Source organism: Bradyrhizobium sp. 155 (genome assembly GCF_023101105.1).
Lineage (GTDB): Bacteria > Pseudomonadota > Alphaproteobacteria > Rhizobiales > Xanthobacteraceae > Bradyrhizobium > Bradyrhizobium canariense_D.
Genome location: NZ_CP064704.1, coordinates 1,452,447 through 1,475,328, shown reverse-complemented (window position 1 = coordinate 1,475,328; position 22,882 = coordinate 1,452,447). Strand labels below are relative to the sequence as shown.

25 protein-coding genes are annotated in these 22,882 nt (G+C 64.6%); 16 read left to right on the top strand and 9 right to left on the bottom strand.

Annotated elements, in window-relative coordinates:
* The first annotated feature begins 170 nt into the window (after nt 1-170).
* The 4 genes from msrA (at nt 171) to IVA93_RS07215 (ending at nt 2,088) form a co-directional block, all read left to right on the top strand.
* Nucleotides 171-875: a peptide-methionine (S)-S-oxide reductase MsrA gene (msrA, locus tag IVA93_RS07230; RefSeq protein WP_018453864.1), complete on the top strand. Its 705-nt coding sequence runs from the start codon at nt 171-173 to the stop codon at nt 873-875.
* Nucleotides 876-890: 15 nt separating this feature from the next.
* Nucleotides 891-1,310 carry a peptide-methionine (R)-S-oxide reductase MsrB gene (gene msrB, locus IVA93_RS07225; RefSeq protein ID WP_018453863.1) on the top strand — a complete coding sequence of 140 codons (420 nt, stop codon included), beginning with the start codon at nt 891-893 and terminating at the stop codon, nt 1,308-1,310.
* Nucleotides 1,311-1,418: 108 nt separating this feature from the next.
* Entirely contained in the window at nt 1,419-1,583 is a 165-nt protein-coding gene (locus IVA93_RS07220) for a DUF3309 family protein (RefSeq protein ID WP_083926348.1), read from the top strand.
* A gap of 211 nt (nt 1,584-1,794) precedes the next feature.
* Entirely contained in the window at nt 1,795-2,088 is a 294-nt protein-coding gene (locus IVA93_RS07215) for a hypothetical protein (protein ID WP_007596188.1), read from the top strand.
* Between the two features lie 79 nt (nt 2,089-2,167).
* On the opposite strand, the gene IVA93_RS07210 is transcribed toward IVA93_RS07215, so the two are convergent.
* Together IVA93_RS07210 and IVA93_RS07205 are read right to left on the bottom strand one after the other, a co-directional pair.
* Nucleotides 2,168-2,725, bottom strand: coding sequence for a DUF4112 domain-containing protein (locus tag IVA93_RS07210; protein WP_247294068.1), 558 nt, complete (start codon nt 2,723-2,725; stop codon nt 2,168-2,170).
* A gap of 61 nt (nt 2,726-2,786) precedes the next feature.
* A complete protein-coding gene (locus IVA93_RS07205; protein ID WP_085349175.1) occupies nt 2,787-3,212 on the bottom strand; it encodes a DUF5413 family protein in 426 nt (141 codons plus the stop codon).
* Between the two features lie 132 nt (nt 3,213-3,344).
* Here IVA93_RS07205 and IVA93_RS07200 point away from each other — a divergent pair, with 132 nt between their 5' ends.
* From IVA93_RS07200 to IVA93_RS07190, 3 genes are all read left to right on the top strand, one after another.
* Nucleotides 3,345-3,590, top strand: a complete 246-nt coding sequence (locus IVA93_RS07200; protein ID WP_026232611.1) for a cysteine rich repeat-containing protein — start codon at nt 3,345-3,347, stop codon at nt 3,588-3,590.
* Nucleotides 3,591-3,627: 37 nt separating this feature from the next.
* The gene (locus IVA93_RS07195) at nt 3,628-3,855 is read left to right on the top strand and encodes a hypothetical protein (protein WP_018453858.1); all 228 of its coding nucleotides are present in this window, start codon (nt 3,628-3,630) and stop codon (nt 3,853-3,855) included.
* A 173-nt stretch (nt 3,856-4,028) separates the two neighbouring features.
* Nucleotides 4,029-4,391, top strand: coding sequence for a hypothetical protein (locus IVA93_RS07190; protein ID WP_018453857.1), 363 nt, complete (start codon nt 4,029-4,031; stop codon nt 4,389-4,391).
* A gap of 156 nt (nt 4,392-4,547) precedes the next feature.
* On the opposite strand, the gene IVA93_RS07185 is transcribed toward IVA93_RS07190, so the two are convergent.
* Nucleotides 4,548-6,173 (bottom strand): hypothetical protein, encoded by a 1,626-nt coding sequence (locus tag IVA93_RS07185; RefSeq protein WP_018453856.1) that lies wholly within the window; start codon nt 6,171-6,173, stop codon nt 4,548-4,550.
* Between the two features lie 37 nt (nt 6,174-6,210).
* Nucleotides 6,211-7,503, bottom strand: a complete 1,293-nt coding sequence (locus tag IVA93_RS07180; RefSeq protein ID WP_247789735.1) for an adenylosuccinate synthase — start codon at nt 7,501-7,503, stop codon at nt 6,211-6,213.
* A gap of 366 nt (nt 7,504-7,869) precedes the next feature.
* Here IVA93_RS07180 and IVA93_RS07175 point away from each other — a divergent pair, with 366 nt between their 5' ends.
* Complete coding sequence (locus IVA93_RS07175) at nt 7,870-8,802, top strand: DMT family transporter (RefSeq protein WP_018453854.1); 933 nt, start codon at nt 7,870-7,872, stop codon at nt 8,800-8,802.
* 28 nt (nt 8,803-8,830) lie between these two features.
* Here IVA93_RS07175 and IVA93_RS07170 read toward each other — a convergent pair whose 3' ends face one another.
* Nucleotides 8,831-9,235 (bottom strand): VOC family protein, encoded by a 405-nt coding sequence (locus IVA93_RS07170; protein ID WP_018453853.1) that lies wholly within the window; start codon nt 9,233-9,235, stop codon nt 8,831-8,833.
* Nucleotides 9,236-9,321: 86 nt separating this feature from the next.
* Entirely contained in the window at nt 9,322-9,726 is a 405-nt protein-coding gene (locus tag IVA93_RS07165) for a hypothetical protein (protein WP_018453852.1), read from the bottom strand.
* Nucleotides 9,727-9,799: 73 nt separating this feature from the next.
* Here IVA93_RS07165 and IVA93_RS07160 point away from each other — a divergent pair, with 73 nt between their 5' ends.
* On the top strand, nt 9,800-10,405 hold the full coding sequence (locus IVA93_RS07160; protein ID WP_018453851.1) for a TetR/AcrR family transcriptional regulator: 606 nt from the start codon (nt 9,800-9,802) through the stop codon (nt 10,403-10,405).
* Nucleotides 10,406-10,422: 17 nt separating this feature from the next.
* Here IVA93_RS07160 and IVA93_RS07155 read toward each other — a convergent pair whose 3' ends face one another.
* The gene (locus tag IVA93_RS07155) at nt 10,423-10,812 is read right to left on the bottom strand and encodes a hypothetical protein (RefSeq protein ID WP_018453850.1); all 390 of its coding nucleotides are present in this window, start codon (nt 10,810-10,812) and stop codon (nt 10,423-10,425) included.
* A 105-nt stretch (nt 10,813-10,917) separates the two neighbouring features.
* Here IVA93_RS07155 and IVA93_RS07150 point away from each other — a divergent pair, with 105 nt between their 5' ends.
* Nucleotides 10,918-11,853, top strand: a complete 936-nt coding sequence (locus IVA93_RS07150) for a DMT family transporter (RefSeq protein ID WP_007614154.1) — start codon at nt 10,918-10,920, stop codon at nt 11,851-11,853.
* A 97-nt stretch (nt 11,854-11,950) separates the two neighbouring features.
* Entirely contained in the window at nt 11,951-12,928 is a 978-nt protein-coding gene (locus tag IVA93_RS07145; RefSeq protein ID WP_018453849.1) for a Bug family tripartite tricarboxylate transporter substrate binding protein, read from the top strand.
* 156 nt (nt 12,929-13,084) lie between these two features.
* Here IVA93_RS07145 and IVA93_RS07140 read toward each other — a convergent pair whose 3' ends face one another.
* Nucleotides 13,085-14,770, bottom strand: a complete 1,686-nt coding sequence (locus IVA93_RS07140) for a methyl-accepting chemotaxis protein (RefSeq protein ID WP_026232608.1) — start codon at nt 14,768-14,770, stop codon at nt 13,085-13,087.
* A 252-nt stretch (nt 14,771-15,022) separates the two neighbouring features.
* Between IVA93_RS07140 and IVA93_RS07135 the strand changes: the two genes are divergently transcribed.
* The 5 genes from IVA93_RS07135 (at nt 15,023) to IVA93_RS07115 (ending at nt 20,951) form a co-directional block, all read left to right on the top strand.
* On the top strand, nt 15,023-16,066 hold the full coding sequence (locus tag IVA93_RS07135; protein WP_026232607.1) for a C-terminal binding protein: 1,044 nt from the start codon (nt 15,023-15,025) through the stop codon (nt 16,064-16,066).
* Nucleotides 16,067-16,154: 88 nt separating this feature from the next.
* The gene (locus IVA93_RS07130) at nt 16,155-17,498 is read left to right on the top strand and encodes an ABC transporter substrate-binding protein (protein WP_018453846.1); all 1,344 of its coding nucleotides are present in this window, start codon (nt 16,155-16,157) and stop codon (nt 17,496-17,498) included.
* Between the two features lie 167 nt (nt 17,499-17,665).
* Nucleotides 17,666-18,622: a carbohydrate ABC transporter permease gene (locus IVA93_RS07125; RefSeq protein WP_018453845.1), complete on the top strand. Its 957-nt coding sequence runs from the start codon at nt 17,666-17,668 to the stop codon at nt 18,620-18,622.
* Entirely contained in the window at nt 18,615-19,511 is an 897-nt protein-coding gene (locus IVA93_RS07120; protein WP_018453844.1) for a carbohydrate ABC transporter permease, read from the top strand. Before IVA93_RS07125 ends, IVA93_RS07120 begins: the two co-directional genes overlap by 8 nt.
* Before the next feature lie 84 nt (nt 19,512-19,595).
* Nucleotides 19,596-20,951: an esterase-like activity of phytase family protein gene (locus tag IVA93_RS07115; RefSeq protein ID WP_247789734.1), complete on the top strand. Its 1,356-nt coding sequence runs from the start codon at nt 19,596-19,598 to the stop codon at nt 20,949-20,951.
* A gap of 192 nt (nt 20,952-21,143) precedes the next feature.
* Here the strand turns inward: IVA93_RS07115 and IVA93_RS07110 are convergent, their stop codons facing one another.
* The gene (locus IVA93_RS07110) at nt 21,144-22,820 is read right to left on the bottom strand and encodes a mucoidy inhibitor MuiA family protein (protein WP_018453842.1); all 1,677 of its coding nucleotides are present in this window, start codon (nt 22,818-22,820) and stop codon (nt 21,144-21,146) included.
* Between the last annotated feature and the right edge of the window lie 62 nt (nt 22,821-22,882).

The window sequence follows — 22,882 nt, the reverse complement described above, 5'->3', positions numbered from 1 at the left end:
GGTCGTCGCCAAGCCGGGCCGCTGGAGGCGGCGCGTTTCACGGACTCGTGTCCCTCCGGCCGTAACAATCGCCCGGTCCGCCCGTATCTCGAATGTCCGAAAATGCCGGGCAGGCTGTTCGCCCGGCCCCAACCGCCCTAGACTGTCAGACCTTCCGAAAGAGGATCGCCATGCGCCGACCTGCCGTCCTGTCCCTGCTCGCCGCAACCACCGCACTGACGCTGGCCTTTGCCGCGCCGACCCGCGCCGCAGAGGATGCGGTCGTGATCCCCGCTCCTGCCGTTGATGTGGCCCCCGCAAGCGGGATCCAGACCGCCGTGATCGCCGGCGGCTGCTTCTGGGGCGTGCAGGGCGTGTTCCAGCACACCGCGGGCGTCGTCAACGCGGTCTCCGGCTACGCCGGCGGCACCAAGGCGACGGCCGACTACCAGACCGTCTCGAGCGGCCGGACCGGCCACGCGGAATCCGTCGAGATCAAATACGACCCCAAGAAGATCTCCTACGGCAAGATCCTGCAGATCTACTTCTCGGTGGCGCACGACCCGACCCAGCTCAACCGGCAGGGCCCCGACACCGGTCCGCAATATCGCTCGGCGATCTTCACCACGTCCGACGAACAGAAGAAGGTGGCCGAGGCCTATATCGCCCAGCTCAACGGCGCCAAGGTCTTCAGCAAGCCGATCGCGACCAAGGTCGGCGCGCTGGAGGCATTCTATCCGGCGGAGGCCTATCACCAGGATTATCTGACCCTGCACCCGAACCAGCCCTATATCGCCTACAACGACCTTCCGAAGGTCGAGAACCTGAAAAAGCTGTTCGCGGATAACTATATCGAGAAGCCGACGCTGGTGAGCGCCAGCAAGGCCACCAACTGAAAAAACGGGAGACCCATGCCCGACACCAAGACGAAAACCACGGACGACAAGGTCATCAAGAGCGAAGAGCAATGGCGCAGCGAGTTGTCGCCGATGCAATTCGCGGTGCTGCGCGAGAAGGCGACCGAGCGTCCCTTCTCCGGCGAATATGAGCACGACCACCGCGCCGGCACCTACACCTGCGCCGGGTGCGGCAACGTGCTGTTCGAGTCCGACGCGAAGTTCGATTCCGGCTGCGGCTGGCCGAGCTTCACCCAACCCGCCGTCGAGGGCCATATCGAAGAGGAGCGGGACGTCAGCCACGGCATGATCCGTACCGAGGTGCTGTGCGCCAAGTGCAGCGGTCATCTCGGCCATGTCTTCCCCGACGGCCCGGGACCGACGGGCTTGCGTTACTGCATCAATTCCGCCGCGCTGAAGCTCGAACCCAAATAAACCTTGCGCGGCGCCGAGTTCCGTCATGGAACCCGGCGCCGCGATGTGCTTTTCTTCCCTGGTGGTGCGGCTGGCCATGGCGTGGCGGCGGCCGCCAGGGAGGATGCCATGACGCTTGGGACCATCCTGATCATCCTGGTGATCATTTATCTCGTCGGCGGCCTGTCGGGCCGCTTCGGCGGCTACGGCTACGGAATGGGTCATTCCGGCATGGGGATCGGCGGCCTCGTCCTGGTGGTGCTGCTCGTGCTGCTGCTCCTTGGCAAGCTGTAGACCATTCAAGTCGCTGATATTCCTGCAATTTCCCGGGCTGCGGAGCTGCCATGCGCAGATTCATCATCTCGCATCGCGGGGGTCGCAATTTTGTCAAAACGGGCTATATTAGAGGACGAAAATGACATGTGCGGCGCCCACTCAATCGTGGCCTCTGCCCGTCCCAACCCCACGCGCTTAAAGCCCCAGAGAGATCACGAGGTCTTTGACCATGCGTCCACTGCGTCCGTTCAACTTCAACACTTCCGCCGAACTCTTCCCCGCTGCGATCCGCAAGAAGAAGCGTGCAGGCTTCACCTATCGCCGGTTCGGCACCGCGGCCGAAGCCGTCCAGTTCGCGATGGAGCAGTTGCCGACGGATTCGCTGAACGGCGCCTATCTCCAAGTCGAAGAAGCGCGCTTCGACCAGAACGGCATCCGGTCGCTCTATGAGAGCGAAGCCTTCCCGCTGCCCCGCCACCGCAAGCCGGTGGAAGCCAGCACCGACGCTGCCGACGCGGCGTAAGTTTTCGTCACGCGCTCCGATGTGCGCTGAAAGCGCGATGGCCCGAAAGGCCGTCGCGCTTTTTGCGTTTTGGGGCGTGTCAGATGCGAGGCTGCTTGTCGAGCCAGCGGCGGAGCAGGCGCACGTTGCGCATGTTGGCACGGAACATGACGTCGAATGCGTCGCCCGCGAACGGGACGATACCGACGACGCCGTCGAGGGCGACATTTCCGAGCATGCGCGCGGTGATGTACCAGGGCGCCCCGAGCGCCCTCGCCTCTTGCACCAGCCAGAGCGAGATCGCGGTGGTGATGATGTCGCCGACGACGGGGATCAACCCGATCAACCCATCGATGCCATAGCCGATGTTGGTTCCGGGCAGCACGAAGGCGACGTCGAGCAGCTTTGCGATCGCCTCGATCCGCGCGATCCGCTGCTCGCGCGTTAGATTGCCAAACGGGTTGCCGGCGAAGGGACTGTCCTTCCCGAACTCGAAGCGAAATTCGCGAAAGCCCTGCCCCAGCGTTTCGGGCCGGATCTCGTGACCGTCCTGATCGATGATCGGCCCACGCCCGTCGGTGCCCGAAGAGGCCGCACCCGAGCGGCTTCCCGAACGGGATCGACGCGGAGCAAGAATATCGTCATCGGACATGGTCATGGCCTGTAGGGAACGCGCCAGCGCGGCGGAGGTTGCTGCGGCGTGATCGAAGGTCGCGCCCTCAAGTCTGTGCCGCCGCCGGCTGCGGCTCCGCGACATATTTATGCACGAGCCAGGATGAAATCACCGCCGGCACGAACCCGACGAGGCCGTACAGGATGAACTGCACCGCGCCCGAGTCCGGCCCGCGCGAGCTGTAGGTCAGCGAGGCCAGGATGAAGGCGAACACGCCGACCAGCAGCATCCGCAGCACCGGGCCGATCCGGCGGACGTGGACCAGGATATCGTCGACCGCACCGATCATCAGCGAGGGCAGGAAGCCGAACAGATAACTGTATTGCAAGGATTTGAAGAACACCGCGAACAGCTTGCCGACCTCAGCGAGACTGGTCTGGGTCCAATAGCCGGACTGATAGGTCGTCGTCAGCAGCAGCAGGAACCCGCCCACGAACGGGCCGACCAGCGCAAACACGAGATAGCGTTTCATCAGGCACCCTCATCCTTCACCTTACTATAGCAGCGCCGCGGGAACCTTGAATAGCGGGGGTGCGGGCTCTGCGCTGGGAACAAGCGGCATAGCGACGGACTTGAAATTCACCTCTCAGATTTGGAGCCGCCGATGTCCCGCAAACTGTTCTTCCTGGCGACGATCGCACTGACGGCCGTGAGCGGCCTGTCGAACGCGCCCGCTCTCGCACAAGGCCATATGGGTTCGCCGCAGGAGCAGCAGGCCTGTTCGCGGGACGCCTCGCGCTTCTGCCGCAAGGACCTCGGCAATGACGGTGCGGTGCAGGCCTGCCTGCAAGCCAACCGGACCAAACTGTCGCGGTCTTGCAGCAAGGTCTTTCAGAGCCACGGCATGTGAGGACCGGAACCATCCCCGGCGAACGGAGAGTGAAGCCATGTTGCGCGACGAACAGCTCTCGATCCTCAGGGACATCAGCCAATCCATCGCCTTTGCCGACGACCGGCACGGCAAGATAGGCGAGCTGATCGCCGACGGTTATGTGATGAAGGACGGAGATCTGTTCGAGCTCACGGCAAAGGGCGTTACGGCGGTCGAAGAGCATGCAGCGCTTGGCGCAAGCGATGTGGAACAAGCGAGCGTATCCTCCGATCGGTTGATCTGATCGCACGCGAGTCGCGTTGTGCGTGACGTGCGCGCAACAATTGCGAATTCCTTTTTGCCTGCCATTGCGGTCGCGCAACAATGGCGCATACTTGGCTCGGGCGGCGCAGCACTTTTCGATTCGAACATCACCAGAGATCGAGCAACCACATGCGGGATTGAGGTCCCGGCGTGATGGCTGAGACATGCGGCAGGTCAAGCCGCGTGCGGCGCCCCAAAACCAAGTGGCTCAAGCCCACGGAACTCGGGGACGCATTCTACATGACACGCAATCAGACGATCGCAACTCTCTTCGCCCTCGCCACCACCGCCATCGCAATCCCGACATCGCCAAGCTTCGCGTTCTCGTCCGAAGCGCAGCAGATGTGCTCGGGCGATGCGATGCGGCTGTGCTCCAGTGAGATCCCCGACATCCCCAGGATCAGGGCCTGCATGGTGCAGAAGAAGGCTCAGGTCAGCCCGGGCTGTCGCGCCGTGATGGACCGCGAGCACGCCGCCGCGACAGGATCGCGCAAGCGGGAAGCAGCCGCGCAATAGAGAGAGCGTATCTGCGGCCATCCTGAGGGCCCGCCCAAGGGGCGGGCCCTCAGGATGAGGTCTCGTTTCGCGGCGAGATATCAAACCCTCATGGTGAGGAGCCCGCCAAGGCTGGCGTCTCGAACCATGCAGGCCGAGGTCTCACGGAGTAGAGATCTAGTCGCCCCACTGCGCGAAGGCGTCGTTGAAGGCGCGCTCGCCGGGAGCGCCCTTCTCGATGGCGATGATGGCGCGGCGCTGGTTGGCGTAGACCAAGGGCACGTCGAACCAGGAGCGCTCCTTCAGCAGCTGGACGTTGCGGCTGCGGTCGGCATCGACGTTGGAGAGGCCGACCAGGAAGAAGCCGTCGGTGACCTTGACCGCGAGGCCTGCGAGCGGCGTGCCGCGTGCCTGCTCGTTCGACTTCATCAGGATGCCCGGCACGTTGGAAACGCCGCCGCCCGGAAAGTCCGGCGGCAGGACGAAGGTCAGCTCCGCGGTGTGGCTCGCCGGCAGCGAGGAGTCGGTGTTGCGGCGGAACGACATCGTCATCTTGAACTTGCGGTCGGGAATCTCGATGTCGGCGCGCACGGCGACGTCGGCCTTCTGGTTGCCCGACGCCTTGATCGGCTCGAGCCGCCACACCACCGAGCCGACATATTGCTTGCCCTTCGGATCGGATGGATCCTCGTCGTAGAGCACGACTTTCTGCGCCACCGGCGCGACCGGCTGGTCGCTGGCCGAGGGCTGGCCGACGCGATCCGGAATCTTGGGCTTGCTCTGCGGCTGAGACGAATCCTTGGGCGCCTCCACCACCTGCGTCGGCGAAGACTTCAACAGGTTGGTCGCGGTCTGGACCAGCTGCTTGCCCCACAGGATGCCGGCACCGACCAGGATCAGCACGATGCCGACGGCGATCGCGCTCTTGAACGGAAAGGCGCGGCCGGTGCGGGCGCGCTTCTTCTTGGGTTCGCGGTCGAGAACGGGGATGTGCGGACGTTGCGACGGCGGCTGCGACGGCGGCGCGTAGCGCTCAGCTTCCTCGATCGATTCGTCGTAGGAATACGGCGCGTCGGCTCCGGCGCCGCGATTCTCCAGGCTCGGCTCGAGCCGGTCGAATTCCGGCGAGGGCGAGGGCACGTTGGCGTAGGTGCGGCGCGCCGCGCGGTTGGCCTGCGCGGCGGCGCCGCCGAGCTCGTTGGCGTCCGCCGTGATGTCGCGGAAGCCGCGCACGCCCGGTGCGGGCGGCAGCGGCGGTGGCGGTCCCATGTCCGGCGGACGGCGCCCACCAGCGCGATCACGTCCGACCGGCGGAGGCTCCGGCATCGACGACGGGGCCGGCGGACCCGGCTGCCGCGGCGCGTCGAAACGCGGGGCCCGCGGCGCACGCGGGGCGTCGCCCTGGTCATCGACATTGAAGGAGGGCCGGTCAGCCCGCGGCGGCGGCGGAGCCGGACGGGTGCGCGGCGGGGCAGCCGTTTGCGGCGCGGGCGAGTTGCCCTCGGTGGCGCGGGTGCTGGCGCGGCGGAAGGCGTCGCCGCTGCCGCTGCTGCGGGCGCCGCCAGCGGGGCGCGAGGCCTCGCGGGCACGCTGGGCCGCCTCTGATTCGACCTTGCGGACGGCCTCTTCCAGCGAGAGGCGCTCGCGGGTGATCTCGGATTCCGAGAGCGGCGGCTGCACGCTGCGGAGCTGCGCGATCAGCGCCGTGCGCGCCCGCTCATAGAGCGCGCGACGGCTCTCGCCGGGAGCGTTGGGGTCCAGGGCGGCAATAGCGCGGGCGATCAGCGGGTAGTAATCAGCCATTTCTACTCAATTATACGCGCGTCCCGGTAAGAGATCGTTAAGCCTCAAACGGATTTTGTACCAGGATAGTATCCTCGCGTTCGGGGCTGGTGGAAAGCAGCGCCACCGAGCACCCCACCAATTCCTCGATCCGGCGGACATATTTGATCGCCTGGGCCGGCAGCTGGGCCCAGGACCGCGCATTGGCGGTCGGCTCCTTCCAGCCCTCGATGGTCTCGTAGATCGGCTCGACCCGGGCCTGGGCGCCTTCGCCCGCCGGGAAATGATCGATCTCCTTGCCGTCCAGCCTGTAGCCGGTGCAGACCTCGATCGAATCGAAGCCGTCGAGGATGTCGAGCTTGGTCAGCGCCAGACCGTTGATGCCGCAGGTCCGGACCGCCTGGCGAACCAGAACCGCATCGAACCAGCCGCAACGGCGGGGCCGCCCGGTATTGGTGCCGAACTCGCGGCCGCGCTCGCCGATCTTGCGGCCGGTCTCGTTGTCCTGCTCGGTCGGGAATGGGCCCTGGCCGACGCGGGTCGTATAGGCCTTGCAGAGGCCGAGCACATAGCCGACCGCGGCGGGGCCGAGGCCCGAGCCGGTCGCCGCCTGCGCCGCCACCGTGTTGGACGAGGTGACGTAAGGGTAGGTGCCGTGATCGACGTCGAGCAGGGCGCCTTGCGCGCCTTCGAACAACATGCGCTTGCCCTCGCGCCGCTTGATGTCGAGCAGCCGCCACACCGTCTCGGCATAGGGCAGGAGCTGCGGCGCGAGCGCGGTCAATTCCTTCACGATCTCCTTGCCGTCGAACTCCGGCAGGCCGAGGCCGCGGCGCAATGCGTTGTGATGCGCCAGCAGCCGGTCGATCTTGTGCGGCAGGGTGTCGAGATCGGCGAGGTCCATCAGGCGGATGGCGCGGCGGCCGACCTTATCCTCGTAGGCCGGGCCAATGCCACGGCGGGTGGTGCCGATCGCGGTCGCCGCATTGGCGGATTCGCGATGCGCGTCGAGTTCGCGGTGCAGCGGCAGGATCAGGGTGACGTTCTCGGCGACCCGCAGATTGTCCGGGCCGACCGCGACGCCCTGCGACCGCAGCTTGGTGACCTCGTCGAGGAAGGCGGCGGGATCGAACACGACGCCGTTGCCGATCACCGACAGCTTCTGCTCGCGCAGCACGCCCGAGGGCAGCAGCGCCAGCTTGTAGGTCTTGCCGTTGATCACCAGCGTGTGGCCGGCGTTATGGCCGCCCTGGAAACGGACGACGATGTCCGCCTGCTCCGACAACCAGTCGACGATCTTGCCCTTTCCTTCGTCGCCCCACTGGGCGCCGACGACGACAACATTGGCCATTCGCGGGTAATCCCTATGCAATCTGTCAGATGCGCCCAGCCCAATCACGGCCGGGGCCGCTCGAACGCGAGGCAGCCAACCGGATAAAGGATGCAGCCTCTCTAGGCAAGCAAGAACGGGACTTTTTCGAGGCCGCGAGCGCACTCCAAGCCTTTGATATCCCCTGAAAATCCAGAAACCTTCGCGGCGGGTGCAATGCTTCGACCAAAGCGTGAGAGGCTGCTTCCGCCGCTGCATGGTCGCGATGCATCCGGCCCCCGTTGATGCAACCTCGATTTCCGTGTCTTTGAACGGGGCCGGGTTTGAACCGGCCCGGGTGCCACCGGGCTGGAGGCTTGGCGCATGACGCGGGGCCACAACAATCCAATGTCCGCCACCGACGAGACCACCGGCGCCGCCACGTCCGGCCACAACTGGATCGCCAACCAGCCCTATCTGCTGCTCAGCATCACCGCGCTGTGCTGGGCGGGCAATGCCATCGTCGGCCGGCTCGCCGCCGGTCACATCCCGCCGGTGACGCTGTCGTTCCTGCGCTGGTTCTTCGCCTTCCTGCTGGTGCTGCCGTTCGCCTGGAAACACCTTGCGCAGGACTGGCCCGCGATCCGCGGCAAGCTCGGCCTGATGGTCACGCTCTCGATCACCGGCATCGGCGCCTTCAACACGCTGCAATATTGGGCGCTGGAGCATACGCAGGCGCTCAACACTCTCCTCTTGCAATCCGCCGCGCCGCTGGTCGTGGCGCTGTGGTCGCTCGCCATCCTCGGCGTCCGCCTCACCGTAGCGCAGGCCTTCGGCGTGCTGCTGTCGATGTGCGGCGTGCTGATCATCCTGCTGCATGGCGACTTCACCACGCTGTCGAACATCGACTTCAACAAGGGCGACCTCATCTTTGTCGTCGCGCTGATCATCTTCGCGCTCTATTCGGTGCTGACCTTGAAGCGGCCGCCGATGCACGGCCTGTCGTTCCTCGCCTTCACGTTCGGCTGCGGTGCTGCCTGTCTCATTCCGCTGGAGATCTGGGAGTTGTCCGCGCGTCCCGGGATGAAGCTCGACGGGCCGAACCTCCTGACCCTCTTCTATGTCGCGGTATTCCCCTCGACGCTCGCCTATCTCTGCTTCAATCGCGGTGTCCGCCTGATCGGCGCCAACCGCGCCGCGCCGTTCTTCCATGTCGTGCCGGTGTTCGGCTCGATCATGGCAATGGCGTTTCTGGGCGAGCACCCGCAGGCGTTCCACTTCATCGGCTTCGCGCTGGTGCTGGCCGGCGTGTTCGTGGCGTCACGGAAGCAGGCGAGCTAGGCTTGGGGCCCGGTTCGATCGGCTGCGATCAAGCGTTTGTCGACGGGTTCATCCACACCATCTCCCAAACATAGCCATCGGGGTCTTCAATGTGTCGGTTGTACATGAAGCCGAGATCCTGCGCCGGATTGGGATCGGCGCGACCGCCCGCAGCCACCGCGCGCGCCAGCGTTGCATCGACGGCATCGCGGTCGTCGACCGTGAGAGCGAACATAGCCTGGCTGTGGCGCCGCGCGTCGCCGATCTCGCGGCTGGTGAATTCACGATACCGGTCGTGGGTCAGCAGCATCACGCCGATCGCGTCCGTGAACATGAGCGACGTCGAATTTGCTCCGGAGAATTGAGGATTCACCGCGCCACCCAGGGCTACGTAGAACGCTGTCGATGCGGCGAGATCGCGTACCGGCAGGTTGACCAGAATCATCTTGGACATTGCTTTTCCTTCGAAAGCGGCTGGAAGCCGCGCTATGGTCTGACATTGGGAACAGAGAGCTCTCAACACTCCTCCCTGGACTGCATTCAAATGTAGCGCGCGGCGCCCATGCAGAGCGCGGCCATGCCCAGCAGGCCGGCCGCCGCACGTTGGGCGGCGGCGATACGTGCACGGAGGTCCTCCGGCTTGCCGGTGCCGCGACGCAAGGCCGCGAGCGCACGAGGACCGATGACAGCCTGAATAGCGGCCGCGATCAGTGCACAGACAGCACCGACGGCGAGCACCTGCTCGGTCGTGCCGAAGCTGTGGGAATGAACGAGATGGCCGAGATAGCCGCCGGTCAGGATGGCAATCGTCGCCGCGCCGAGTTGTGGAAAGACCAGCTGCTCACCGGCAACTCCGCCGATGCGGGCCAGCGCAAAGCTTGATCCCGCCCAGAACACGGACGACAACACATGAAGTGACAAGGCGATCACGAGGGCAGTTTGCATGGCAAGCTCCGAACCGGCTTCTAAATTAGATATACTACATGTATAGTCAATACGTCAACAGAATGGCAAGGCGATGCCGAAGCGCAATTATGTGAGCTCCGCGCGGGCTTCCGCGGCGGCGGCGACGCGCGAGCGCATCATCGCGGCCGGCGCGCGACTCCTACGCGAGGACGCGAGCATTGCGAACTTCTCCCTCGACGTGGTCGCCAAGGCGGCCGGCGTCACGCGATTGACCGTCTACAACCAGTTCGGATCGCGGCGGGGATTGCTGGAGGCCGTGTTCGACGACATCGCGCACCAGGGCGGACTGTTCGAACTGGCCGAGGTGATGACGATGGCGGATCCGCGCGCCGCGCTCGACCGCGTCATCGAAATCTTCTGTACGTTCTGGGGGCGCGATCCCGCCATCGGCGGGCTCAACCAGGCCATCGCGACCGATCCGGAATTCGGCGAGGCGCTGATCGAGCGTAACGAGCGACGGCGCGAATTGCTGACCGCGCTGCTGTCGCGGATCGTGGGCAAGCACGCGGCAAAGCGCGCCATGCGGGACACGGTTGATTTGATCTTCGTGCTGACGAGTTATCCGACGTTTGCAGCGCTGAGCCGGCAGCGGTCGACGGAGGAGGTCTGTCGCTTGCTGCAGACGGCGTGCCACGCGGCTGTGGACGGGCTGAAGTAAGCCGGCAGCAGGCGGCGCTACTTCATCTTGAACTTGCTGTACGCTTCGCTGGTCGCAATGATGACGTGCTCGGCGCAGGCGTTGACGCGGTGCGGATCAGCCTCCGTCTCGTAGGCCTTCGAGGTCATCATGTCGATGAAAGCCGTGACGGTGGGATAATAGACCAGCGCCGCGAAATCCCAGTCGTTGCCCTGCTGCGGGCCGAGCGCGACGGCCCTGGCCTCGCCGGTCCAGAGCAGCGTGCCGCCGCGTGCCTTGATCATCGGCACTGTGACCGCACTGTAGCGCAGATAGGCGTCCCAGCCGGAACCGTCGCCGTCGCCGGAGTGCGCGTGGAAGCGCATCAGGTTCAACATCACCACCGGTGCATGCCGATCGAGCCGATCAAGGCCATCGATGTTCAACATATTAACCGCCAATGCCGCCTCCTCTGGTCATGCCTGCATTGTAGCATTGCGGTCGCATGACTTGTGTCACGACGCAAATCCGGCGCAAGCTCGTATGCAACGCCAATGACGATCGCTTCGCCCGCGCCACCGGCCTCCAATCCGGCCAGTTGGCTCAACAACCAGCCTTATCTGCTGCTCAGCCTGAGCTCGCTGTTCTGGGCCGGCAACATCGTGCTCGCGCGCCACGTCGGCGCGCATGTGCCGCCGCTGACGGTGACCACGATCCGCTGGTTCGGCGTGTTCCTGATCCTCCTGCCCTTCGCCTGGCCGCATCTGAAGCGCGACTGGCCGAATCTGCGCAAGAGCCTGCCGCTGATGCTGTTCCTGTCGCTGGTGGGCTTTGCCTTCAACAACGCGATCTCGTACTGGGCGATGCAGTACACGGAAGCGCTGAACGCGCTGCTGATCCAGTCGGCCGGACCGTTGTTCGTGGCGCTGTGGTCGCTGGTGCTGTTCGGCGTGCGGCTGACCGGTGCGCAGCTCGCCGGCATCGGGATCTCGCTTCTCGGCGTGCTGATCATCATCCTGCGCGGCGATCTCGCCGCGCTCGCGAGCATCAGCTTCAACAGGGGCGACATCATGTTCGCCTCCTCGCTGGTGGCGTTCGGGATCTACTCTGCCTTCATCCCGCGGCGGCCCAAGATCCACCAGCTCTCCTTTCTCTCCTTCACCACCTGCTGCGGCGCGACGATGCTGCTGCCGACCGCGATCTGGGAGGCCTGGAGTGGTCGCGTCCTGCAACTCGACGGGGTGACGCTAGCGACGCTGGGCTACATCCTGATCTTTCCCTCGACGCTGGCCTATCTCTTCTTCAACCGGGGCGTGGCGCTGATCGGCCCGAACCGCGCCGCGCCGTTCTTCCATCTGGTGCCGGTGTTCGGCTCGGCGATGGCGATCCTGCTGCTCGGCGAAAAGATTCAGCCCTTCCACCTGATCGGCTACCTGCTGGTGCTCGCCGGCGTCGTGATCGCCTCGCGCCAGGGTTCTGCGGTGAAGTAATTCCGCGACGCGAGACGAGGCGACAAACTCGCGCCTTCCGATTTCGACGAGGAGACGCTAGGTTCCCCGCCAACCAAAAAAGAGGGAACGACCAGACATGCTTTCAGCGTTGATCCGAAACCTGCGTGCCATCGGCACGGGCGCCCTTTGTCTCGCCGCCGCGTCCGCTGCGCAGGCCGACAATTATCCGAGCCGCAACATCACGCTGGTGCTGCCGTTCGCCGCCGGCAGCGGCACCGACACCACGACGCGGCTGATCTCGCAGCATTTGTCGCAGGCCCTCGGCGTCGGCATCGTCATCGAGAACAAGGCGGGCGCCAACGGCATGATCGCCGCCACCTATGTCGCGCGCGCCGCGCCCGACGGCTACACGCTGCTGGTGACCACCAACACCACGCATTCGGCCAATCCCTATCTGCTCAAAAGCCTGACCTACGATCCGGTCAAGGACTTCACCCCGATCGCGCGCACCGGCGACCTGCCCTTCATGCTGGTGATCCACCCGGAGGTGCCGGCCAAGACCGTCGGCGAGCTCATCGCCTACGGCAAGGCCAATCCGGGCAAGCTGAGCTACGCCTCGGGCTCGTCCTCGGCGATCGTGTCGGGGGCGACCTTTGCACACAATGCCGGGCTCGACCTCCTGCACGTGCCCTACAAGAGCTCGCCGCCGGCGCTCAACGACGTCATGGGCGGCCGCGTCTCGATGATGTTCGTGGACATCCTGACCGGCCTGCCGCATGTCCAGGGCAACGCGCTACGCGCGCTCGCCGTCACGACGAAGGACCGCTCGTCGCTGGTGCCGAACCTGCCCTCGATGCAGGAGGCCGGCGTGCCGGACTTCGACATCTCGTCGTGGCAGGGCTATTTTGGCCCCGCCGGCATGCCCAAGGAGATCGTGACGCGACTCAACGCCGAGATCCGGAAGATCGTCGAGAAGCCGGAGATCAAGGCCCAGCTCGCCACCCTCGGCATGGACGCGTTTTCGGGCACGCCCGAGCAGCTCGGCACGTTCGTGAACGAACAGCTGGTGTTGTGGGAGAAGCTGATCCGCGAGGCAGGGATCGAGAAGCAGTAGGGGCTCGCGAAAGCCGCGCGCTCGGCATTCTCCGTCATGGCCGGGCTTGTCCCGGCCATCCACGTCGATCAAAGCGTCCGGTGTCCAAGAACGTGGATGCCCGGGACAAGCCCGGGCATGACGATAGAGGAGATGGCGTCGCTTTGGTGTGGCGACCTACGCCGCGCGCACCTTGGCGAGGAAGCCGTCGACTGCGCTGCGCAGCGCGCCGGACTGGCTGTCGAGCTCGCGAGCGTTGGTGAGCACGTCGCTTGCCGCCGTGCCGGTCGCTTCCGCGGCCGAGGTGACGCTGCCGATATTGGCGTTGATCTCGTTCGATCCGGCCGCGACCGACTGAATGTTGCGGGCGATCTCGCGGGTCGCCTCGCCTTGCTGCTCGATCGACGCGGAAATGCCCGCGGTGATCTCGCTCATCTCGGCGATGGTCTGAGTGATGCCGCCGATGGCGGCGACCGCATCGCTGGTCGATGTCTGCATCGCCGCGACCTGGGCGGAGATTTCCTCGGTGGCCTTGGCGGTCTGGTTGGCCAGCGCCTTGACTTCGGAAGCGACGACGGCGAAGCCGCGGCCGGATTCACCGGCACGCGCCGCTTCGATGGTGGCGTTGAGGGCGAGCAGATTGGTCTGTGCCGCGATCGAGTGGATCAGCTTGACCACCTCGCCGATCTTCTCGGCGCCGGTGGAGAGTTCCTGCACCGTGGCATTGGTGCGCTCGGCGTCGTTGACAGCGCGGCTCGCCACTTCGGTCGAGCGGGTGACCTGGCGCGAGATCTCCGCAACCGAGCTCGACAGCTCTTCGGCAGCCGCGGCAACCGTGCCGACATTGCCCGACGCTCTCTGCGAGGCCGCGCCGACCGTCGCCGCACGCGACGAGGCGTCGCCGGCGGTCGCGGTCATCGATTGCGCAGTGGCTTGCATGCCCGTCGCAGCCGAGGAGACCGAGCGGACGATACCATTGACGCTGCGTTCGAAGTCGCTGGCGATGCCCTCCATCACGCTGCGACGTTCCGCCGCTGCGCGATCCTTGGCATCGGCTTCGCTCTTCTCGATGTCGCGGATGCGGACAGCGTTGTCCTTGAAGATCTGGACGGTCGACGCCATTGCGCCGACCTCGTCACCACGGCCGACGCCCGGAATGTCGCCGTCGAGCTTGCCCTCGGCGAGATCCTTCATGCGGGCTCCGAGCAGGGCGAGCGGGCGGCTGATGCTGCGACCGATCAGCCAGGCAACGCTGCCGGCGACGATGACGATACCGAGCATGGCCAAGCCGAGCAGCCAGTAGACCGGACCCATCTTGGCGTCGATATCATCGAGATAGGCGCCGGTGCCGAGATACATGTCGAAGCCGGGGACCGCGACCGCGTAGCCGAGCTTGCGGATCGGCTTCTCCTGGCCGGGCTTCACATATTCATAATACAGCAGGATCGAACCATTGGCCTTGACCCCGTCCATCAACTCGGCAGACAGCTTGCGGCCGTTGGTCACGACATCCATGCGGTTGCTGCCGATCTGCTTCGGATCGGGCGCGAGCTGGGTGATGCCGTCATAGGACGTGCCGAACAAATAGCCCGCACCGTTGTCATACGTCATTGCATTGCCGTAGCGACGAATCTCGGCCATCGCCGCATCCTTCGTCAGCTCGCCGGCGTCGACCCGCTTCTTGAGGGCAGCGGCGTAGTTGCGCCCCATCTCCACGATCGCCTTGGCCTGATCGATGCGCGCGTTCACCATCTCCTGCTTCATCAGGTATCCGGCGAGGATCCCGGAAATGCACAGTCCGAACAAGGTGACGCCGACGAGGATGCCGAGCTTGGGGGCGATCTTCATATTGCTTAATTTCACGGGATGCTCCGGCAACACAGGGATAAGGACGCGCGAGTGAATCGATCGAAATCAAATTAACCTTTAGGGGGTGACCCCTTAGCAAGCTGTTACGGGGCGCCCCGTAGAAGCCCGGAGAAGACGTCGAACCAGTCGTATAAATCGCCTCAATGACAACCGGGAATTGTACGCGACCTCCTCGATTTCGCGTAAAAGACGCAAAGGCCCGCGCAAAGCATGGGTCACAACAAGAAACCAAATCGGGAGCAGGACATGCCGAGATACAGGGTGGTGACGCCGAAGGGCGCGAGCTTCACGGTCGCGAGCAGCGATTATTCCTACGAGCGCGAGGCGCTCGATCCGATCGACGCCGAGATCGTCGAGGCGCCGGCCGACGAGGCCGGGTTCATCGCCGCCGCGAAGACAGCGGACGCCATCTACGCCAAGGGCATCCCGATCACCAAGACCATCATCGACGCGCTGGAGAGCTGCAAGGTCATCACGCTGGGCTCGGTCGGCGTCGACAGCGTCGACATCAAGGCCGCGACCGCGCGCGGCATTCCCGTCACCAACATCCCCGACACCTTCATCGAGGAGGTCGCCGACCATGCCATGATGCTGCTGCTCGCTGGCTTCCGCCGGCTGGTCGAGCAGGACCGGATGGTGCGTAGCGGCCGCTGGGCCGAGGGCCGGCCGGCGTTGTCGAAGATACCGCGGCTGATGGGCCAGACGCTCGGCTTCATCTCGTTCGGCCGCGTGGCGCGTGCGGTTGCGAAACGCGCAGCTCCCTTCGGCCTGCGGATGATGGCCTACGATCCCTTCATCCAGGAAACGCTGATGTCCGACCACGGCGTGATTCCGGCGACGCTGAACGAGGTGTTGTCGCAATCCGACTTCGTCTCGATGCACGCCCCCGCCCGGCCCGAGGTGCATCACATGCTCACCGAGAAGCACTTCCGGCAGATGAAGAAGGGGTCCGTCTTCATCAACACGGGTCGCGGCGCCACCGTGGACGAGGAAAGCCTGATCAAGGCGCTTCAGGAGGGCTGGATCGCCCATGCCGCCCTCGACGTGCTGGAGAAGGAGCCGCCCTCGCACAACAATCCGCTGCTCGGCATGGACAATGTCACCCTGACCGCCCACGTCGCCTCCGCCTCGGCACGGTTTGACGAGGCGCGCAAGCGCCGGGTGGGCTACGAATTGTCACTGGTGCTTCAGGGCATGTGGCCGGTAAGCTGCGTCAATCCGTCGGTGCTGCAAGACACCGCGCTCCGCCGCTGGCAGCCTGTCAGCATGGACCGCGGCCCGAACAGCTAGACGGGACGGCCGCGAAGGCGCGCCGGCAACCGGAAAGACCCTTCACCGGCGATCAACGCCGGGAAGGGAAACATATAGGGAGGAACCGATGAGGAACGACATCACGCGTCGTGATGCCTTGGCGCTGGGCCTGTCCGCTGCGGCAATCGCGGCAACCGGTGCTCCGGCAAATGCGCAATCCGCGATCAAGGCCGCGGACGTCCCCACACCGAAACTGCCGATCGAGAAAGGCGCATCCCTGCGCATGCTGCGACCGGTACGTTTCGTCCAGGCCGACGAGGACGTGTTCCGCGCCAATGCGGCCAAATTCACCAAGGAGACCGGGGTCGAGGTCAAGGTCGACTTCGTCGGCTGGGAGGACATCAACCAGCAGACCGCGGTGACCGCGAATTCCGGTGCCGGCCCCGATATTATCATCGGCTTCTCCGATGCGCCGCACATCTATATCGACAAGCTGATCGAGCTGACCGACGTCGCCGACTATGTCGGCAAGCGGTACGGCGGCTGGCTGCCGCTGGCGCAGCGCTACGGCAAGAAGAACAAGAGCGACGCCTGGATCGGACTGCCGTTCGGCGCGACCGCGGGTCCGCTGATCTACCGCAAGTCGATCCTGCGATCGGTCGGCTTCGACAAGGTGCCGGAAGACCATGCCGGAATCCTCGATCTCTGCCAGAAGCTTCAGAAGGCCGGCAAGCCGGCCGGCTTGGCGCTCGGCAACGCCAAGGGCGACGGCAACGGTTTTGCGAACTGGGCGCTGTGGTCGCACAACGCGGCGCTGCTCGACGAAGAGGGGAACGTCGTCATCAACAGCAAGGAGACGATCGCCGCACTGAACTGGGTCAAACAGCTCTATCCGACCTTCATCGCCGGCACGACGTCATGGAACGACGTCAGCAACAACCGCGCCTACGCCGCGCAGGAGATCTCGCTGACCGCCAACGGCGTCTCGCTGTATTTTTCACTGAAGAACGATCCGGCGACCAAGGCGATCGCCGACGACAGCGAACATCAACTGCTGCCGAAGGGTGTCGCCAAGGTCTCGCCGATGGCGGGCCTGACGCTAAACGCCATGCTGTTCAAGCACAGCCAGTACCCCAACGCCGCAAAGGCCTTCCTGCAATACATGCTGGAAAAGGACCAGTACGAGCCGTGGCTCAACGCCAATTCCGGCTACTGGGCCCAGCCGCTCGCGGCTTACGCGGAGGCCAAGGTCTGGAGCGAAGATCCCAAGATCAAGATCTTCAAGGACACCATGAACACCATCTACTATGACGGCTATGCTGGCCCGATCTCGACCGCGACCGGTGCCGTCAGCGCCGACTACGTGCTGATTCAGATGTTCGCATCCGTCGCGACCGGCGCTGCCACGCCGGAAGCCGCAGCCGCGGAAGCCGAGCAGCGCTGCAAGCGGTACTTCCGGCGGCAGAAGTAGCGCTGGCCAAAAGCGCGTCATCGCGAGCGAAGCGAAGCAATCCAGCCTGTCTTCCCAGTTACAGCCTGGATTGCTTCGTCGCCCCAGTGCAAAATTGCTTCGCAATTTTGTTACGGGCTCCTCGCAGTGACGGGCCTGGTGACTTTCAGAGACGGGACAACAAACCGATGTCCGTGACCACACTCTCTTCTCCTGCCCTCGTGCACCGGCAACCCTCCTGGCTGGTGCGCCTGTTCGACTACAAGCCGTTCCTGATCGTGATGTGCCTCGCACCTGCGATCGGGCTGCTCACGGTGTTCCTGACCTATCCGCTCGGCCTCGGCATCTGGCTCGCCTTCACCGACACGACGATCGGCAGAAAAGGCGTCTTCGTCGGCTTCGAGAATTTCCAGTATCTGCTCACCGATTCCCTGTGGTGGAACGCGGTGTTCTACAGCGTGGTCTACACGGGGATCGCGACCTTTGGAAAGTTCGCGCTCGGCTTCTGGCTCGCACTGCTGCTCAACAACCATTTTCCGTTCAAGAGCCTGTTGCGTGCGATCATCCTGATGCCCTGGATCGTGCCGACGGTGCTCTCGGCGCTGGCGTTCTGGTGGATCTACGATCCGCAGTTCTCGATCATCTCCTACCTTCTGGTCGACGTGCTGCACTGGCGCACCACCAATATCGACTTCCTCGGCTCGCCCTGGCCGGCGCGCTTCTCGCTGATCGCCGCCAATATCTGGCGCGGCATTCCCTTCGTCGCGATCTCGCTGCTGGCGGGCCTGCAGACCATTTCGCCCTCGCTCTACGAAGCCGCGATGCTCGATGGCGCCAGCGCCTGGCAGCGGTTCCGCTACATCACCTTCCCGATGATGATGCCGATCCTCGCGATCGTCATGACCTTCTCGATCATCTTCACCTTCACCGATTTCCAGCTGGTCTACGCCATCACCCGGGGCGGCCCCGGCAACTCAACCCATTTGCTGGCAACGCTGGCCTTCCAGCGCGGCATTGCGGGCGGCGAGCTCGGCGAGGGCGCGGCGATTGCGGTGTCGATGATCCCGTTCCTCGTGTTCGCAACGCTGTTCTCTTATTTCGGCCTGGCGCGCCGCAAATGGCAGCAGGGAGAGAGCAATGACTGATACCGCCGCCGAGCCGGCCGCCGTCGCCACCACGCCGCCGGACACCATGGCCTGGGATTCCGGGCTGCGGCGGCTGATGATGATCTATCTGCCGCTCGGCTGCTTCGTGCTGATCCTCCTATTTCCGTTCTACTGGATGACGATCACGTCTTTCAAGCCGAACGCAGAGCTGATGAACTACAAGGAGCACAACCCTTTCTGGATCTCCTCGCCGACGCTGGCCCACATCAAGCACCTGTTGTTCGACACCGCCTATCCGCGCTGGCTGTGGACGACGATGCTGGTCGCGGTCGGGGCGACTACGCTGTCGCTGATCGCGAGCACGCTGGCCGCCTATGCGATCGAGCGCCTGCGCTTCCGCGGCAGTCCCTATGTCGGCCTCGGCATTTACATGGCCTATCTCGTGCCGCCGTCGATCCTGTTCATTCCGCTCGCGACCGTGGTCGTGCAGTTCGGCCTGTTCGACAGCCCGCTTGCGTTGATCCTGGTCTACCCGACCTTCCTGGTGCCGTTCTGCACCTGGCTCCTGATCGGCTATTTCAAGTCGATCCCCTACGAGCTCGAGGAATGCGCGCTGGTGGACGGTGCCACCAGGCTCCAGATCCTGCGGCGGATCACGCTGCCGCTGGCGGTGCCCGGCCTGATCTCGGCCGGCATCTTCTCCTTCACGCTGTCCTGGAACGAGTTCATCTACGCGCTCGCCTTTATCCAGAGCGGCGCCAACAAGACGGTGCCGGTCGCGATCCTGACCGAGCTCGTCACCGGCGACGTCTATCAGTGGGGCGCGCTGATGGCGGGCTCGCTGCTCGGCTCGCTGCCGGTTGCGATCTTCTACTCGCTGTTCGTCGATTACTACGTGTCGTCGCTGACGGGCGCGGTCAAGGAGTAGCTGTCGGCTGCGGCGTTTGGCCCGGTTTCACAAAACTGCAATGCGCGGTCCGCATAAGACGGCCTCCGTTAACAGGAGACGCACATGCGCGCGACTTTGCTTAGTACCGTCGCAGCGATCATTCTGACCGCGAGCTCCGCGCTGGCGCAGAGCGAAGGCGAATTCCCCGCCAAGCTCGCCGGCCACGTCGTGATGCCGGCCGCCACGTTCATCGACGCGCCGGCTGATGCTCCCGCCGATCTCAAGACATCCGGTAAATACACCACCGGGAAGCGGGTCGACGCGCTCGGCACGGTGATGGGCAAGTCCTATGAGCGGGCCACCGGCGTGTCGCTGCCGTTCAAGGGCCAGCCGCTGCAGGGCCATTCCGGTATCAAGTCGATGGGGGACGGCACTTTCTGGGTCATCACCGACAACGGCATGGGCGCGCGCGCCAATTCGCCAGATTCGATGCTGTACCTCAACCGCTACAGGATGGATTGGGCCGGCGGCAAGATCGAGCGGCTGGAGACCGTGTTCCTGCACGATCCCGACAGACGCGTGCCGTTCCGCATCGTGCATGAAGACACCGAGAGGCGTTACCTCACCGGCTCCGACTTCGACACCGAAGGTTTCCAGATTATCGGCGACACCTTCTGGATCGGCGACGAGTTCGGCCCCTACATCCTGAAGGCCGACAAGACCGGCAAGATTCTGGCCGTATTCGAGACGGTCGCCGACGGTAAGCCCGTGCGATCGCCGGATCATTGGGCGGTGGCGACCCCGGGCGCGCCGGGTGCGACCTACACCAACGTCAACCTCCGACGCTCCAAGGGTTACGAGGGCTTCGCCGCCTCGAAAGGCGGCAAGTTTCTCTACGGCCTGCTCGAGGGGCCGCTCTGGGATGCCGAGAAAAAGGACTGGGAGAAGGTCGACGGCAAGGAAGCCTCGCGCATCCTCGAATTCGACGTCGCCGCGGAAAAATTCACCGGCCGCTACTGGCAGTATGTGTTCGAGCAGAACGGCAATGCCATCGGCGACTTCAACATGATCGACCCGAGCGCCGGCCTGATCATCGAGCGCGACAACGGCGAAGGCACGCCCGAAAAGGCCTGCCCGCAAGGCACCCGCGGCGAGAACTGCTTCCCCGACGTGGCCAAGTTCAAGCGCGTCTACAAGATCGAGCTCACCGACGCCAATGTCGGCAAGCCCGTGCGCAAGATCGGCTACATCGACCTCCTGAAGATCAGGGATCCCGACAAGAAGGCGAAGAAGCCGCTCAATGACGGCGTCTACACGTTCCCGTTCTTCACCATCGAGAACGTCGATCGTGTCGACGAAACCCACATCATCGTCGGCAATGACAACAATCTGCCGTTCTCGTCCAGCCGCGATCCCAACAAGGCCGACGACGACGAGTTCATGCTGCTCGATGTCGCGGACTTCCTGAAGGCGAAGTAAGCCAGCGCTCTCTCAACGCGGGTCATCGCCCGGCTCGACCGGGCGATCCAGTACGCCGCGGCGCCAGCGATCAAATCGTGAGGCCGCGGCGTACTAGATGCCCCGCCCTCGTGCGTAACTGCGCACTAGGCGGGACATGACGGACAGTGAGCGAGCACGAGGTAAAGACAACTCGCACCTCGGCGCCGCACATCAACCCGCCGGCACGATCACCATGCTCTTGTCCTTCGGCCAGCGAATGCGCCAGACGAAGTTGATGTCCTTGACCTCGCCGGGCTTGGCGTCGAACGACCATTCCAGCACGCCGCGCCGGTCGCGAATGTTGCTTGCGGTCGGCGGCGTGGTCGCAGGCAGCATCTCGACGAGGATGTCCTCGTTCTCGCTGACCGGCAATTGATCCTCAATCGCGACCTTGATCGGGAAGTCGTGACCATTGCGGATCGTCGTCTTGAACGATCGCTCGTCGGTCTTCGACGTCGTGACCAGGAGACCGGCCGAACCTTCGTTGCGCTTGAGCACCGCGCGCTCGATCCTGACCTTGTCGTCGGCGCCGAAGCCGAGCCGCACGATATCGTCCTTGGCCGAAGCCGAGAGTTTGCCGCGGCCGACGAAAGTCCCGTCGCGATAGATTGCGACCTTGCCCGGCAACAGGCTCGTGTCGTCGGTCTGCTTGAAGCTCGCTTCGAGGAAGGCGGTGGGGTCCATCACCGGTGCCGCGCGCACCATGAGATCGGCGGGCACGGTCATCGAGGCGATGCGCAGGCTCTTGGCGCCCTCGGCGGCCCCGAGGCTGACGCGGCCGGGAATTTTGTAGGTGGCCTGGAAGTCACCGATCTCGGCGACCGCCTGCTGCTCTTCGGCGCGTTCGCGGATATCGTCCGCCGCCTTGGCCGCGGAAGTTTCCATCTTGCGCTGCTGCATGGGCGCCGCCGCAGGCATTGCCGAATCCGAAACTGAGCCCAGCGCCCGCGGCTTCGGCACTTGCGGATACTGCGCGACCAGCGAATTCAGCTCCGGCGCGCTGCCGCCGCGGCCGATGCGGACCGTGGAGACGCCGAGCGCGACGTTCGACCAGTCCTCGCCGGTCGCCTGCGTGACCTCGGCGCGGCGGACAAGCTCGAGCTGCGGTTTGCGGTCCTTCGCGCCGGTATCGAGCCGGGCGTCGTAGAGCGGCAGCCAGCGCGCATTACGCACATTGTAGGTGACCCGCAACGTCGCCTTGGTTGCTGCCGGCGCCGCGATGTCCATGCGGACTTCGAGCTTGCTCGGCGGCTTGGCCTTGCGCTCGACTTCGAGCTGGGCGATCTGCCGATCGATCTCGCGCATCTTGCGCGTGGCGTCGCGAACGGCGGTATCGGCGCTCGCAATTTCGTCGCCAACGGCGGCAAAGGCCGTGCGCCATTCGGCAATCGGCCGCGCCTCGCCCTTGTCGCCGATGCCCGCGGGAGAGGCTTCCGCAAAGTGCTCCGCGAATTTGCGCCGCGCAATGGCCGAGTCGATCGCGCCTTGCAGGTCGGCGCGCTGGTCGTTCAGCGCCTCGATGCGCTTGTCCAGCTCCGGCAGATTGACCGGCGCCGCACGCGGCGTTCGCGCATCGATCGTACCGATGGTGAGCTTCGCTCCCCCCTCACCCTCCACCCGGATCGAGGAGGTGTCGAGACCAAGCGGGAAGTCCTTGGCAATGAGCGTCGAGTCACCAGACGGCAGGTCCACCGCGATGACGCGGGTGACGGTCGCGCCATCGGGGTAAACCGTAACGGTATCGATCGCCGATGTGGCGTCCAATTCGGCGGCCCATGACCACGACGCGAATGCCGTGGTCACCAGAACCAGGCTCGTCGTTGCCAAACATTTTGCGGTGATGCGCATCAAGTCCCTCCTCCAAGTCATCGCCGCCGCCAGCCGGACGCGCGATCCAATGCCTCGCCAAC